The organism is Clostridium mediterraneense, assembly GCF_900091705.1.
Lineage (GTDB): Bacteria > Bacillota > Clostridia > Clostridiales > Clostridiaceae > Sarcina > Sarcina mediterraneense.
The window spans coordinates 533,735-549,045 of the sequence record NZ_LT594785.1 but is presented as its reverse complement, the minus strand read 5'-3'; the positions used below and the strand labels follow the sequence as shown (position 1 = coordinate 549,045).

Annotated in this window: 13 protein-coding genes and 1 other annotated feature; all 13 genes read right to left on the bottom strand. The window is 34.4% G+C overall.

Annotated elements, in window-relative coordinates; translation table 11 throughout:
- Positions 1-806 (bottom strand): elongation factor Tu (locus tag BN8917_RS04550; RefSeq protein WP_066871240.1); only part of this gene is annotated, 806 nt, incomplete at its 3' end.
- Between the two features lie 53 nt (positions 807-859).
- The gene (fusA, locus tag BN8917_RS04545; RefSeq protein WP_066871237.1) at positions 860-2,926 is read right to left on the bottom strand and encodes an elongation factor G; all 2,067 of its coding nucleotides are present in this window, start codon (positions 2,924-2,926) and stop codon (positions 860-862) included.
- Between the two features lie 83 nt (positions 2,927-3,009).
- Positions 3,010-3,480 (bottom strand): 30S ribosomal protein S7, encoded by a 471-nt coding sequence (gene rpsG, locus BN8917_RS04540; protein ID WP_066871234.1) that lies wholly within the window; start codon positions 3,478-3,480, stop codon positions 3,010-3,012.
- A 159-nt stretch (positions 3,481-3,639) separates the two neighbouring features.
- Entirely contained in the window at positions 3,640-4,017 is a 378-nt protein-coding gene (rpsL, locus tag BN8917_RS04535; protein ID WP_066871231.1) for a 30S ribosomal protein S12, read from the bottom strand.
- Between the two features lie 58 nt (positions 4,018-4,075).
- On the bottom strand, positions 4,076-4,315 hold the full coding sequence (locus tag BN8917_RS04530) for a ribosomal L7Ae/L30e/S12e/Gadd45 family protein (protein ID WP_066871228.1): 240 nt from the start codon (positions 4,313-4,315) through the stop codon (positions 4,076-4,078).
- Between the two features lie 141 nt (positions 4,316-4,456).
- The gene (rpoC, locus tag BN8917_RS04525) at positions 4,457-7,993 is read right to left on the bottom strand and encodes a DNA-directed RNA polymerase subunit beta' (protein ID WP_066871224.1); all 3,537 of its coding nucleotides are present in this window, start codon (positions 7,991-7,993) and stop codon (positions 4,457-4,459) included.
- Positions 7,994-8,132: 139 nt separating this feature from the next.
- Positions 8,133-11,834, bottom strand: coding sequence for a DNA-directed RNA polymerase subunit beta (gene rpoB, locus BN8917_RS04520; RefSeq protein WP_066871221.1), 3,702 nt, complete (start codon positions 11,832-11,834; stop codon positions 8,133-8,135).
- Between the two features lie 272 nt (positions 11,835-12,106).
- Positions 12,107-12,475 (bottom strand): 50S ribosomal protein L7/L12, encoded by a 369-nt coding sequence (rplL, locus tag BN8917_RS04515; RefSeq protein ID WP_066871218.1) that lies wholly within the window; start codon positions 12,473-12,475, stop codon positions 12,107-12,109.
- Between the two features lie 59 nt (positions 12,476-12,534).
- The gene (rplJ, locus tag BN8917_RS04510) at positions 12,535-13,041 is read right to left on the bottom strand and encodes a 50S ribosomal protein L10 (RefSeq protein WP_066871215.1); all 507 of its coding nucleotides are present in this window, start codon (positions 13,039-13,041) and stop codon (positions 12,535-12,537) included.
- Positions 13,042-13,072: 31 nt separating this feature from the next.
- Positions 13,073-13,198: a sequence feature (ribosomal protein L10 leader region), on the bottom strand.
- A gap of 54 nt (positions 13,199-13,252) precedes the next feature.
- Positions 13,253-13,942 (bottom strand): 50S ribosomal protein L1, encoded by a 690-nt coding sequence (gene rplA / locus BN8917_RS04505; protein WP_066871212.1) that lies wholly within the window; start codon positions 13,940-13,942, stop codon positions 13,253-13,255.
- A 56-nt stretch (positions 13,943-13,998) separates the two neighbouring features.
- Positions 13,999-14,424 carry a 50S ribosomal protein L11 gene (rplK, locus tag BN8917_RS04500; RefSeq protein ID WP_066871209.1) on the bottom strand — a complete coding sequence of 142 codons (426 nt, stop codon included), beginning with the start codon at positions 14,422-14,424 and terminating at the stop codon, positions 13,999-14,001.
- Positions 14,425-14,498: 74 nt separating this feature from the next.
- Positions 14,499-15,020: a transcription termination/antitermination protein NusG gene (gene nusG / locus BN8917_RS04495; RefSeq protein ID WP_066871206.1), complete on the bottom strand. Its 522-nt coding sequence runs from the start codon at positions 15,018-15,020 to the stop codon at positions 14,499-14,501.
- A gap of 45 nt (positions 15,021-15,065) precedes the next feature.
- Positions 15,066-15,290, bottom strand: coding sequence for a preprotein translocase subunit SecE (gene secE, locus BN8917_RS04490; RefSeq protein WP_066871203.1), 225 nt, complete (start codon positions 15,288-15,290; stop codon positions 15,066-15,068).
- Positions 15,291-15,311 lie beyond the last annotated feature (21 nt).

Sequence of the window (15,311 nt, the reverse complement as noted above, 5' to 3'; positions counted from 1 at the left end):
AATAACTTTCTGAACATTTCGATTCCTGTTACAACTACTTTTCTGCTTTCTTCTGCTAATCCAACGATTTCTACTTCGTCTCCTACGTGAAGAACTCCTCTTTCAACTCTTCCTGTTGCAACTGTTCCTCTACCTGTGATTGTAAATACGTCTTCAACTGGCATTAAGAAATCTTTGTCTGTTGCTCTTTCTGGTGTTGGGATGTAGCTATCTACTGCTTCCATTAATTCTACGATTGGAGCTATTGAAGCTTCATCTGTTGGGTTTTCTAAAGCCTTTAATGCTGAACCCTTGATTACTGGTATATCGTCTCCTGGGAAGTTGTATTCGCTTAATAATTCTCTTACTTCCATTTCAACTAATTCTAATAATTCTTCATCGTCTACCATATCAGCCTTGTTTAAGAATACTACTATGTAGTCAACTCCAACTCTTGATGCTAATAAGATGTGTTCTCTTGTTTGAGGCATTGGACCATCTGCTGCTGAACATACTAAGATAGCTCCATCCATTTGTGCAGCCCCTGTAATCATGTTCTTAACATAGTCTGCGTGTCCTGGACAGTCAACGTGAGCATAGTGTCTGTTTTCTGTTTCATATTCAACGTGTGAACTGTTGATTGTGATTCCTCTTTCTTTTTCTTCTGGTGCCTTATCTATTTCATCATATCTGAAAGCTTCAGCTCCACCTTTGTGTGCTAAAACTGTTGTTATAGCAGCTGTTAATGTTGTTTTACCGTGGTCAACGTGACCGATTGTTCCAATATTTACGTGTGGTTTACTTCTTTCGAATTTTGCCTTTGACATCGTAATTCCTCCTTTAAATTCAAATCATATAATTATTTAAAAGCTAATATTTATTATTTAGCTCTCTTTCCTACAACTTCTTCTTGGATACTCTTTGGTACTTCATCATAGTGATCAAATTCCATTGAGTATGTTCCTCTACCTTGAGTTCTTGATCTTAATGTTGTAGCATAACCAAACATTTCTGATAATGGGATGAATGAGTGAACAACTTGTGCTCCTCCTCTAGCTTCCATACCTTCGATTCTACCTCTTCTTGAGTTAACATCTCCAATAACGTCTCCCATGTATTCTTCTGGCATTACTATTTCAACCTTCATTATAGGTTCAAGTAATACTGGGTTAGCCTTACTCATAGCATTCTTAAATGCCATTGATCCAGCAATCTTAAATGCCATTTCTGATGAGTCAACTTCATGGTATGATCCATCATATAGTTTAACCTTGAAGTTTATAACTGGATATCCAGCAATTATACCGCTTTCTGAAGCTTCTTGAATACCGTTATCAACAGCTGGGATATATTCTCTTGGAATTGCTCCTCCTGTGATAGCATTTTCAAATTCATATTCTCCTTCATGTGGTGTAAGAACGATCTTACAGTGACCATATTGTCCCTTACCACCTGATTGCTTAGCATACTTAGCTTCTGCGCTAACTTCGTTTCTGATTGTTTCTTTATAAGCAACTTGAGGTGCTCCAACGTTACATTCAACCTTGAATTCTCTTTGTAATCTATCAGCAATGATATCTAAGTGAAGTTCACCCATACCTGCGATGATTGTTTGACCTGTTTCATGGTCACTCCATGTTTTGAAAGTTGGATCTTCTTCTGCTAACTTAGCTAAAGCTAATCCCATCTTTTCTTGACCAGCTTTTGTCTTTGGCTCGATAGCAACTGAGATAACTGGTTCTGGGAATTCCATGCTTTCTAATATGATTGGTGAGTTTTCAGCACATAAAGTATCACCTGTTGTAGTGTTCTTTAATCCGATGATTGCTCCTAATTCACCTGCTTCTAATGACTCAACTTCTTCTCTTGAGTTAGCGTGCATCTTAACAAGTCTTCCTATTCTTTCTTTCTTACCCTTTGTTGAGTTAAGAACGTATGAACCACTTGTTAATACTCCTGAATATATTCTTGTGAATGCTAACTTACCAACGAATGGGTCTGTAGCAATCTTAAATGCTAATGCTGATAAAGGAGCTTCGTCTGAAGCTTCTCTTGAATCTTCATTTCCATCTAAGTCTGTTCCTGTTACAGCTGGAATATCTAATGGTGATGGTAAGAATTCAACAACACCGTCGATCATTCTTTGAACACCTTTGTTCTTGTATGATGAACCACATATTACAGGTACTATTTCGTTAGCTATAGTAGCTTTTCTTAAAGCTGTCTTTATTTCTTCTACAGTTAACTCTTCCCCTTCTAAATATTTCATCATTAATTCTTCGTCTGTTTCAGCTATAGCATCAATCATCATTGTTCTGTATTCTTCTGCTTGATCTGCTAATTCTGCTGGAATTTCACCTATTTGAACATCTTGACCTAAATCATCGTTGTATATAATAGCAACATTTTCTATTAAGTCGATCATTCCTTTGAATTCTGCTTCTTTTCCTATTGGGATTTGAATAGCTACTGCATTAGCTCTTAATCTATCTCTTACTGTGTTTATACATGTGAAGAAATCTGCTCCTGTAGCATCCATTTTATTTACGTAGATCATTCTAGGAACTCCGTATTTATCTGCCTGTCTCCAAACAGTTTCAGTTTGAGGTTCAACTCCACTCTTAGCATCAAGAACTGTAACAGCTCCATCAAGTACTCTTAATGATCTTTCAACCTCTACTGTAAAGTCTACGTGACCAGGAGTATCGATTATGTTTAACTCATGACCTTTCCATGCGCATGTTGTTGCTGCTGAAGTAATTGTTATACCTCTTTCTTGTTCTTGAACCATCCAGTCCATTGTTGCAGCACCTTCGTGTGTTTCACCTATTTTATGATTTTTACCTGTGTAGAAAAGAATACGCTCTGTTGTTGTTGTTTTACCAGCATCAATGTGAGCCATGATTCCGAAGTTACGGAATTTTTCTAATGGGTATTGTCTTGCCATTTGGAATTTCCTCCTCTCAATTTATAGTGTTTTTAAATTCAACAAAACTGTTTTGGCTTACCAAAACAGCTCTGTTTTTTATATTAGTATCTGTAATGAGCGAATGCCTTATTAGCTTCAGCCATCTTATGAGTATCTTCTCTCTTCTTAACAGCTGCTCCTGTATTATTAGCTGCATCTAATATTTCTGCTGCTAATCTTTCTCTCATATACTTTTCGCCTCTTTTTCCAGCAGCTAAAAGTAACCATCTTAGTCCTAAAGTTTGTCTTCTCTCAGGTCTAACTTCTATTGGTACTTGGTAGTTAGCTCCACCTATTCTTCTAGCTTTAACTTCTAGTAAAGGCATTATGTTGTTTAAAGCTTCTTCAAAAACTTCTATAGCATCTTTACCTGATTTTTCTGCTATTATTTCAAAAGCATCGTAGCATATTTTTTGTGCTACTCCTTTTTTACCATCTTCCATTACTCCGTTTATTAACTTTGTAACAATCTTTGAATTGTATATTGGATCTGGTAATACATCTCTTTTTGCAATATGTCCTTTTCTTGGCACTTTTCTTCCCTCCTTAACATTTTTAATTTAAGTTCATCGGTACTCGACATAACTTCAATTATTTGTCGTAAAGTGCTTGCTCCTAATCTATCTAAACTATTTTTAATCTATCTAAACTTGAAGTCATAGCACTTAAACTAAGTTTAAGCTAAATATTTATTATTTTTGCTTAGGTCTCTTAGCACCGTACTTTGATCTTCCTTGCATTCTGTTAGCTACTCCAGCTGAGTCTAAAGCTCCTCTAACTATGTGGTATCTAACCCCAGGAAGGTCCTTTACTCTTCCACCTCTTATAAGAACAACACTGTGCTCTTGTAAGTTGTGACCTACACCTGGAATGTAAGCTGTTACTTCAAATCCGTTTGTTAATCTAACTCTGGCAACTTTTCTTAAAGCTGAGTTAGGTTTCTTAGGAGTACTTGTTTTAACTACTGTACAAACCCCTCTTTTTTGTGGACACTCTTTAAGTGCTGGTGCAGTTGACTTAGACACTGATGTCTTTCTGCCTTTTCTTACTAATTGGTTAATTGTTGGCATACTTTTCACCTCCTGATTTTATTTATAACTATCTATTTATATTAAGATGTTAACTAATTTATTTAAGTATAAGCGCAACTGATGCTTTAACATCTATATCGCACATAATACCTAAGTTTCTCATGGTATCTATATACTTAATATCTATACCATTTTTATAAGCTAAATTTTCTAAAGAAGATACCAAATCTTTATTAGCATCTAATGCAATATAAAGTATTTTTCCTTTTTTATTTTTAATAGCTTTTGTTGATTGTTTAATACCAATCACCTTGTTACCAAAAAGCTTTTCTACCATAACTTATCACCTTCTATCAAATAAATAGATCTACTCGAAATCACTCGAGCTAAGTAGATAATTTAAATCTAGTAGTACTTTTTGCTATACACACAAAATGTATTTTATCATTTTAAAATAACTCTGTCAATAAATTAAATTTTATTCTTCAATGACATTTACAGCTTCATTTTCTTCTAATGAATTATCTGTATTAAGCTTAACTGATCTGTATTTCATCATACCAGTTCCAGCTGGAATTAATTTACCGATAATAACATTTTCTTTTAGTCCTATAAGTGGATCAATCTTACCCTTTATCGCTGCATCTGTAAGAACTCTTGTTGTTTCTTGGAATGATGCTGCTGATAAGAAACTATCTGTTGCAAGAGCAGCCTTAGTGATTCCAAGTAATACTTGATCTCCTTTAGCTGGTTCTCCACCAAATGCTTCCACTCTTTCATTTTCTTCATAGAAATCAAACATATCAATCATTACACCTGGTAATAGATCTGTGTCTCCTGATTCTGTAACCTTAATCTTTCTTGTCATTTGTCTTACAACAACTTCTAAGTGCTTATCGTTTATATCAACCCCTTGAAGTCTATAAACCTTTTGAACTTCTGAAAGAAGGTACTCTCTTGCACCATCAACACCCTTGATTCCCATAATATCATGTGGGTTAACTGATCCTTCAGTTATTTCATCCCCAGCTTCTATTGCATTTCCATCATGAACTTTTAATCTTGAACCAAATGGTATTTCATATGTGTATTCTTCACCATCTGCTGTAATAACATAAACTGTTTTCTTCTTCTTAGTTTCTTCTACTCTAACTGTACCAGTTACTTCACTTACTATAGCTAATCCCTTAGGTTTTCTAGCTTCGAATAATTCTTCAACTCTAGGAAGCCCTTGCGTAATATCAGCTCCAGCAACCCCTCCTGTATGGAAAGTTCTCATTGTAAGCTGTGTTCCTGGTTCACCAATTGATTGAGCAGCAACTATACCAACAGCTTCACCTATGTTTATCTTATCAGCTGTTGCCATATTCATACCATAACACTTAGAACATACACCAATTTTTGATTTACATCTAAATACAGATCTTATCTTAACTTTTGCAATACCTGTATTAGCTATCTTAGCCGCTAATTCTGATCCCATATAAGTATCTTTAGCTGCTAATAATTCACCTGTTTCAGGATGTAAAACATCTTCTGCTGTATATCTTCCTGTTAATCTTTCTTCTAGTCCTTCTATTGTTTCGCTTCCTTCTTTGATTTCTGATACATACATACCTTCTAATGTACCACAATCTTCTTCTCTAACAATAACATCTTGGCTAACGTCAACAAGTCTTCTTGTTAAGTAACCTGAGTCAGCTGTCTTAAGAGCTGTATCGGCATTACCTTTTCTAGCTCCGTGAGTTGAAATGAAGTATTCTGAAACATCTAACCCTTCTCTAAATGATGCTCTGATTGGAAGTTCAATAATCTTACCTGATGGGTTAGCCATAAGCCCTCTCATACCAGCAAGTTGCTTAATTTGAGACTTAGATCCTCTGGCTCCTGAATCGGCCATCATGAATATTGGGTTAAACTTATCTAGACTGTTCATTAATGCATCAGCTACTTCTTCAGTAGTATTAGTCCATTTCTCGATAACTCTTTCATATCTTTCATCTTCTGAAATAAGACCTCTTCTATACATTTTTTCTATTTTTTCAACAGTTTCATCTGCTTCCTTAAGTAATTCATACTTCTTAGCTGGAACTATCATGTCTGAAGCCGCAACTGTAACAGCTCCTATTGATGAATAATGATATCCTGTTGATTTAATTTTATCTAACATAACTGAAGTTTTTGTTGGTCCATGTTTTAAATAACATTTATCTATTAATTTTCCTAAGCTCTTCTTTGTTATTAGGAAATCAATTTCTAAATTAAACATTTCATTTTCATCTTCTCTATTCACAAAACCTAAATCTTGAGGAATAGCTTCATTGAAGATTATTTTACCAGGTGTTGTTTTAATAATACCTGTCTTTATTTCACCATTAACTTCTCTTGATACTTTAACATTAATCTTAGCATGTAACTCTACTTGTTTTAATTGATATGCCATTATAACTTCATCAAAGTTTGTGAAGTATCTTCCTTCGCCCTTAGAACCATCTTTATCCATTGTTAAGTAATATGATCCTAATACCATATCTTGAGTAGGTACACATACTGGTTTACCATCTGATGGCTTCATTATATTACCTGCTGCTAGCATTAAGAATCTAGCTTCAGCTTGTGCCTCAACTGATAAAGGTACGTGAACAGCCATTTGGTCTCCATCGAAGTCAGCATTATAAGCTGTACATACAAGTGGGTGTAACTTAATAGCTCTTCCTTCTACTAAAACTGGTTGGAATGCTTGAATTCCAAGTCTGTGTAGTGTAGGCGCACGGTTAAGTAATACTGGATGGTCTGCAATAACTTCTTCTAAGACATCCCATACTTGTGGCATTACTCTTTCAACTAATCTCTTAGCGTTTTTAATATTGTGTGATATACCATCTTCAACTAACTTCTTCATAACAAATGGTTTGAATAATTCTAAAGCCATTTCTTTTGGAAGTCCACATTGATACATCTTTAATTCAGGTCCAACAACGATAACAGATCTTCCTGAATAGTCAACTCTCTTACCAAGAAGGTTTTGTCTAAATCTACCTTGCTTACCTTTTAACATATCTGATAATGATTTAAGTGGTCTATTTCCTGGTCCTGTTACAGGTCTTCCTCTTCTGCCATTATCTATTAAAGCATCTACTGCTTCTTGAAGCATTCTCTTTTCATTTCTAACGATTATATCAGGAGCACCTAAATCTAATAACTTCTTTAATCTGTTATTTCTATTTATAACTCTTCTATATAAATCATTTAAATCTGATGTAGCGAATCTTCCTCCATCTAATTGAACCATAGGTCTTAAATCAGGTGGAATAACTGGAATTACATCTACTACCATCCATTCTGGTTTATTACCAGATTTTCTGAATGATTCTACAACTTCAAGTCTTCTAATTATTCTAACTTTCTTTTGTCCTGTACTTTGCTTTAATTCTTCTTTAAGTTCTACTGAACTTCTTTCTAAATCTATTTCAGCTAAAAGTTCTTTAATAGCTTCTGCTCCCATTGCAGCTACAAAGTTTTCTTCACCATATTTATCACAAGCTTCTCTATATTCTTTTTCGTTAAGAAGTTGTTTCTTTAATAATGCAGTTTCCTTTGGATCTATTACTACATATGAAGCAAAATAAAGAATTTTTTCTAAAGATCTTGGTGACATATCCAGGATTAATCCCATTCTTGATGGAATTCCTTTAAAGTACCAAATATGAGAAACTGGTGCTGCAAGTTCAATATGCCCCATTCTTTCTCTTCTAACTTTAGATTTAGTTACTTCAACACCACATCTGTCACAAACTACACCTTTATATCTTACTCTCTTATATTTTCCACAGTGACACTCCCAGTCTTTGATTGGTCCAAAAATTCTTTCACAGAAAAGACCATCTCTTTCTGGCTTTAAAGTTCTATAATTTATTGTTTCAGGCTTCTTAACCTCACCTCTAGACCAACTTCTAATTTGACCTGGAGATGCTAACCCTATTTGTAAAGCATCAAAATTATTTAATTCAAACAAGGGTGTATCCTCCCTTCATATTAATGTGTTAGTAGTTTAATATTCCCCCACTAAATATTTAGTAGGGGAATATTCTTTTTTAGAATATCTTCTACTTATTAAGGTCAGCAGAATTAACCTTTATATTAATTAGTAAATTTTATTCATCAAAGTTATCAATTTCTAGATCAGCACTAAAATCTTCTATATCAAGATTTTCATAATCAACTTCATCTTCAACATCTGATTCTTCAATATAACTATCGTCAACTTCTGGTTCAGCTGTTGGTAAAGTTGCATCTTCTGTTCCTTCCATATTTACTTCTAATACTCCGATTTCTTCTTCTGTTGCTTCTTTAATAGCAACTTCTTCATTTGAGTCATTTAAAACTTTAACATCTAAACATAAAGCTTGAAGTTCTTTTATAAGAACCTTGAATGATTCTGGAACTCCTGGTTCTGGAATATTTTCTCCCTTTACGATAGCTTCATAAGTTTTAACTCTACCTACAACGTCATCTGACTTAACTGTAAGTATTTCTTGTAAAGTATGAGCTGCTCCATAAGCTTCTAAAGCCCAAACTTCCATTTCCCCAAATCTTTGACCACCAAACTGAGCTTTTCCTCCAAGTGGTTGTTGAGTAACTAATGAATATGGTCCAGTTGATCTTGCGTGAATCTTATCATCAACTAAGTGAGCAAGTTTAAGGATATACATTATTCCAACAGTTACACGACTGTCAAACTCTTCACCTGTTCTACCATCTCTAAGTCTTGTCTTACCATCTGCATTATATCCAGCTTGTTCTAAGTGATCTTCAATATCTTTTTCTGTAGCTCCATCAAATACAGGAGTAGCAATATGCCATCCTAATGCACTAGCAGCCCATCCTAAGTGAACTTCAAGTACCTGACCGATGTTCATACGTGATGGAACCCCTAATGGGTTAAGACAGATTTGAAGTGGTCTACCATCTGGTAAGAATGGCATATCTTCTTCAGGTAATACTCTTGAGATAACCCCTTTATTACCATGACGTCCAGCCATCTTATCTCCAACTGATATCTTTCTCTTTTGAGCGATATAACATCTTACAAGTTCATTTACTCCTGGTGATAATTCATCTCCATTTTCTCTTGTAAATACCTTAACATCAACTATTATACCAGCTTCTCCATGAGGTACTCTTAAAGAAGTATCTCTTACTTCTCTAGCTTTTTCACCGAATATAGCTCTTAATAATCTTTCTTCTGCTGTTAATTCAGTTTCCCCCTTTGGAGTAACCTTACCAACAAGAATATCTCCTGATCTTACTTCAGCACCTATTCTGATGATTCCTCTTTCATCTATATCTTTAAGAGCATCTTCACTTACGTTAGGAATATCTCTTGTTATTTCTTCTGGTCCTAACTTAGTATCTCTAGCTTCACATTCATATTCTTCAATATGGATTGATGTAAATACGTCTTCTCTTACTAATTCTTCTGAAATTAGCATAGCATCTTCGTAGTTATATCCTTCCCATGTAATGAATCCCATTCTAATGTTCTTACCTAAAGCAATTTCTCCTAAGTCTGTTGAAGGTCCATCTGATAATACTTGACCTTTAGCAACTTTTTCACCTTTATCAACTATAGGTCTTTGATTTATACATGTACCTTGGTTACTTCTCTTGAACTTAAGAAGTCTGTATACATCAATTCCTCCATCAGAATCTCTCTTGATTCTAATTTCATTTGCGCTTACATAGTCAATTACACCAGCATTTTTAGCTTTTGGTAAAACTCCTGAGTCTACCGCTGCTCTAAATTCTATACCAGTACCAACTATTGGAGCTTGAGGCTTTAATAATGGAACTGCTTGACGTTGCATGTTAGATCCCATAAGTGCTCTAGATGCGTCGTCATTCTCTAAGAATGGAATCATAGCTGTAGCTACTGATACTATCTGTCTTGGAGAAACGTCCATTAAGTCGATATCTTCTTTAGGAACAACAACAACTTCTTCTCTTATTCTTGCTGTAACCTTATTATCTAAGAATCTACCATCTTCACTAATTGGCTCATTAGCTTGAGCTACTAAGTACTTATCTTCTTCATCAGCTGTAAAGTACTTTATTTCATTAGTTACTATACCTGTTGCTTTATCCACAATTCTATATGGTGTTTCAATAAATCCATATTCATTAACTCTAGCATATGTTGCTAATGAGTTGATTAATCCTATGTTTGGTCCTTCTGGAGTTTCAATAGGACACATTCTACCATAGTGAGAATGGTGAACGTCTCTAACTTCGAATCCAGCTCTTTCTCTTGAAAGACCTCCTGGTCCTAAAGCAGATAATCTTCTCTTATGTGTTAATTCTGATAATGGATTTGTTTGGTCCATGAATTGTGATAATTGTGAACTTCCGAAGAATTCTTTAATTGCTGCTGCAACTGGTCTTATATTAATTAATTGTTGAGGTGTTATTGCTTCTTGGTCTTGAATAGTCATTCTTTCCTTAACTACTCTTTCCATTCTTGATAAACCAATTCTAAATTGGTTTTGTAATAACTCACCAACACTTCTTAATCTTCTATTTCCTAAGTGGTCAATATCATCAACTTCACCTATTCCATAAGCAAGACCTATTTCATAACTTATAGTTGCAAAAATATCATCTTTAATGATGTGTTTTGGTATAAGTCTGTTCATATTCTTCTTAAGTTCTTCTTTGATTTCTACTTCATCATCTGAACAGTTATCTAATATTTCCTTAAGAGTTGGATAATGTACTAACTCCCTGATCTTTAAATCTGATATATCAAAGTTTACATACTTATGTATATCTACGAAGTGGTTACCTATTACTCTTATAACTCTATCTTCAACTAATACATTTACTGTGTTTATTCCAGCGTTTTGTATTTCTTCAGCCTTTTCTCTTGTTATCTTTTCTCCTTTAACAACAAGTATTTCTCCTGTTGAAGGATCAATAATATCTTCAGCTGAAATCTTATTAGCAATTCTTAAACCTATTGCTAATTTTTTATTGAATTTATATCTACCAACTTTTGATAGGTCATATCTCTTTGCATCAAAGAATAGAGAATCTATAAGTGAAACAGCACTATCTACTGTAGGTGGTTCACCTGGTCTTAATCTCTTATAAATTTCTAATAAAGCTTCTTCTCTTGTCTTTGTATTATCCTTTTCTATACTTGCCTTAAATCTTTCTTCTTCGCCAAAGTAATCTAGAAGCTCTTGATCACTTCCGAATCCCATAGCTCTTGCAAGTATTGTTATAGGAAGTTTTCTTGTTTTATCTATTCTTACATAGATAATATCATTTGAATCTGTTTCATACTCTAACCATGCACCCCTGTTAGGAATTACTGTGGCTGAGAATAGTTTCTTACCATTCTTATCTACAGTATTACTGTAGTATACACCTGGTGATCTAACTAATTGTGAAACAATTACTCTTTCTGCTCCATTAATTATGAAAGTACCTTGTTCTGTCATTAATGGGAAATCTCCCATAAATACTTCTTGTTCTTTAATTTCGCCTGTTTCTTCATTTTGAAGTCTTACAGTAACTTTTAAAGGAGCTGCATATGTTGCATCTCTCTCTTTACATTCTTCGACTGTATACTTGATATTATCCATATCAAGATTATATCCTACGAATTCTAACACTAAGTTTCCAGTAAAGTTTGCAATTGGATTTATATCTTCAAATACCTCTTGTAAACCTGATTCTAAAAACCAGTGATATGAATCTAGCTGAACCTCAATTAAATTTGGCATTTCAGCAACATCTTTAACTTTAGAAAAGCTCATTCTCGTTCTTTTTCCAACTTGGATAGGATGTACCATCAACATTCACCCCTCGTATAAACTAAAATAACCAAAAGCGGACTTTCCCTAAGGACTTTTGCTTTCGGACTCATACAATATCATCTTTTTAGTATATCCTAAATTATTTTTTTTATTCTAAATAATTAAAAATATACCTCTTTACAATAATAATACATTTAATTATAGTATCATAGCCATCGTTTCCTGTCAACTAACTATAAATTAAAATACTTTGAAAAAAAAAGAGGCACCGTTAAGTACCTCTATATTAAAATCAAATCAGATAAGAATTACTTTAATTCTACTTCTGCTCCAACTTCAGCTAACTTAGCTTTCATATCTTCAGCTTCTTCTTTAGCTACAGCTTCCTTGATTGTCTTAGGAGCTCCGTCAACTATTTCCTTAGCTTCCTTTAATCCTAATCCTGTTAATTCTCTAACAACTTTGATAACTTTGATCTTGCTTGATCCAGCGTTTGTTAATACTACGTCGAATTCTGATTTTTCTTCAGCAGCAGCACCACCTGCAACTGCTCCACCTGCAACTGCTACTGGAGCAGCAGCGCTTACTCCGAATTCTTCTTCACAAGCTGTTACTAATTCGTTTAATTCTAAAACTGTCATATTTTTGATTGCTTCTATTATTTGATCCTTTGTCATGATTCGCACCTCCGAAATTTCTTTCATTTAATTTATTTTTTAATTTATTTACTTAATTATTATTCTGCAGATTCTGAAGCCTCTTTTTGTTCTTTAATTGCATTTAATAAGTATGCAACGTTTGATAATGGAGACTTGATGCTTCCAAGAAGTTTTGCAATAAGAACTTCTTTTGATGGAATTTCTGCAAGCATCTTGATTTTAGCTTCGTCATAGATAGCTCCTTCTATGATACCTGCTTTTAATTCAAGCTTCTTGTTTGATTTAGCAAAGTTATTTAAAACTCTAGCTGGAGCAGTAGCATCTTCATATCCGAATGCCATTGATACTGGTCCTTCTAAGTATTCTTCAAGACCTTCGATCCCTAATTCCTTTGCTGCTAATGTTACTAAAGTATTTTTGTAAACCTTATATTCAACACCAGCTTCTCTTAAGCTCTTTCTTAATTCTGTATCTTGTTCTACTGATAAACCTTGGTAGTTAGCAAGAACAACTGCTTGAGCTTTTTCTAATTTTTCCTTAATTTCAGCAACTTTTGCTTCTTTTAATTGTCTATTATTGTTCACTGTGTCCACCTCCTCACAGTTTAAAACTGCTTAATATATTAAGAAAAGTCTCCCCGTAGACATAGGAAGACTTAATATACAAATCATCCCTCGGTAGGTTGGTCTACGTTACACTTTAACAAGTACCTACTGTCTACGGAAACTTTCATTCACTTTTTCAACAAGTTTTATTATAGTTACTTATCAACAATAAGTCAATAGTAAATTTATACTAGTCTAAAACTTTTGATGGATTTATTTTTGCTCCAGGTCCCATTGTTGCAGAAACTGAAACTGACTTAATGTATTGTCCTTTAGCAGCAGCTGGTTTAGCCTTTACTAAAGCATCCATTAATACCTTGAAGTTTTCAGCTAATTTAGCTTCTCCAAATGATTTCTTTCCTATTGGGCAGTGAACGATAGCAGTTTTATCAACTCTATATTCAACCTTACCTGCTTTAATATCTTCGATAGCTTTTGCTACATCAAATGTAACTGTTCCTGATTTAGGGTTTGGCATTAATCCCTTAGGTCCTAATACTCTACCTAATCTTCCAACTACACCCATCATGTCTGGTGTTGCAACTACAACGTCAAAGTCGAACCAGTTTTCACCTTGGATCTTTTGAACTAATTCATCAGCTCCTACGAAATCTGCTCCTGCTGCTTGAGCTTCGTTTGCTTTATCTCCTTTAGCAAATACTAAAACTCTAACTGTTTTACCTGTTCCGTGTGGAAGTACTACTGCACCTCTAACTTGTTGGTCAGCATGTCTTGGGTCTACACCTAATCTTACGTGTAATTCGATTGTTTCATCGAATTTAGCTTTTGCAGTTTTAACAGCAAGCTCTAAAGCTTCTGCTGGAGTATATAATGCATTCTTATCAACTAATTTTGCACTTTCTACATAATTCTTTCCCATTGTTAATCCTCCTCTGTGGTATTAGCGGTTTTTACCTCCCACTTTTTATGTGGTTCTTATTCTTCTACTGTAACACCCATACTCTTAGCAGTTCCAACAACCATCTTCATAGCTGCTTCTAATGATGCTGCGTTTAAGTCAGGCATTTTAATTTCAGCAATCTTCTTAACTTGATCTTGTGTTAAGTTTCCAACCTTAGTTCTGTTAGGAACTCCTGATCCACTTTCTATTCCTAATTCTTTCTTTATAAGAACAGCTGCTGGTGGAGTCTTTAGTATGAAACTAAATGATCTATCTTGATATACTGTAATTACAACTGGTATTATTAATCCAGCTTTATCTGAAGTTTTTGCGTTGAATTCTTTACAGAACCCCATAATATTAACACCGTGTTGTCCTAAAGCTGGTCCTACTGGTGGTGCTGGTGTCGCTTTCCCTGCAGGTAGTTGTAATTTTATCATCCCTGTTACTTTCTTAGCCATGAGTTATTCCTCCTATACTGTGGTAATTTCGGACTCTTCGCCCTCCCACTTAATTAAGACTTTCGTCTAAACTTTTAATCTAATTTTTCTACTTGGTTAAAATCTAATTCAGCTAATGTTTCTCTTCCGAACATATCAACTAATGCTTTAACCTTATGTTTATCAGGGTATATTTCTTGAATTGTAGCCATGAAGCCACTTATAGCTCCAGAAATAACCTTAACTGATTCTCCTACCTCCAAGTTGATATCAATGAAGCCATCTTGAACTCCCATTGAATCTATCTCTTCATCGGTAAGAGGTACTGGTTTTGATCCAGGTCCTACGAACCCTGTAACTCCTCTAGTATTTCTAACTACATACCAAGAGTCATCTGTCATAACCATTTTAACTAATAAATATCCTGGGAATTTTTTCTTTAAAGTAGTTTTGATCTTACCATCTTTTTCTTCTGTTGTTTCTTCCATAGGAATTTGCATATCCAGAATTAAATGATGAAGATTTCTGTTTTCTATTGTTTTTTCAATAGTAACCTTTACCTTATTTTCATAACCAGAATAAGTGTGTACTACGTACCATTTTGCTGTTTCACTCATATTAAACTTAAGGCGCTTTTAAAGCCTTTAAACCTCCCTTTTTAATTAAAATCTTAATATAAATTCAAAGAGGTTTTTAAATACAAAATCTACGCTACCAACTAAAATTATAGCCGCAATCACTACTACTAAAACAGCAATTATTGACTTTTTAGCTTCTTCTTTGGACGGCCAAGTAATCTTTTTTACTTCTGCCTTAACCTCTCTAAGAAAACGGATTGGACCAGCTGTTTTGGAAGCCATGTCCCTTGTCTTTTCATTTGCAGCCATTTGTTTCACATCCTTAACACC

Excerpts from the sequence above, each read along its gene's own strand:
- fusA (WP_066871237.1), bottom strand. The coding sequence starts at position 2,926 with ATGGCAAGACAATACCCATTAGAAAAATTCCGTAACTTCGGAATCATG.
- rpsL (WP_066871231.1), bottom strand. The coding sequence starts at position 4,017 with ATGCCAACAATTAACCAATTAGTAAGAAAAGGCAGAAAGACATCAGTG.
- BN8917_RS04530 (WP_066871228.1), bottom strand. The coding sequence starts at position 4,315 with ATGGTAGAAAAGCTTTTTGGTAACAAGGTGATTGGTATTAAACAATCA.
- rpoB (WP_066871221.1), bottom strand. The coding sequence starts at position 11,834 with ATGGTACATCCTATCCAAGTTGGAAAAAGAACGAGAATGAGCTTTTCT.
- rplL (WP_066871218.1), bottom strand. The coding sequence starts at position 12,475 with ATGACAAAGGATCAAATAATAGAAGCAATCAAAAATATGACAGTTTTA.
- rplA (WP_066871212.1), bottom strand. The coding sequence starts at position 13,942 with ATGGGAAAGAATTATGTAGAAAGTGCAAAATTAGTTGATAAGAATGCA.
- rplK (WP_066871209.1), bottom strand. The coding sequence starts at position 14,424 with ATGGCTAAGAAAGTAACAGGGATGATAAAATTACAACTACCTGCAGGG.
- nusG (WP_066871206.1), bottom strand. The coding sequence starts at position 15,020 with ATGAGTGAAACAGCAAAATGGTACGTAGTACACACTTATTCTGGTTAT.
- secE (WP_066871203.1), bottom strand. The coding sequence starts at position 15,290 with ATGGCTGCAAATGAAAAGACAAGGGACATGGCTTCCAAAACAGCTGGT.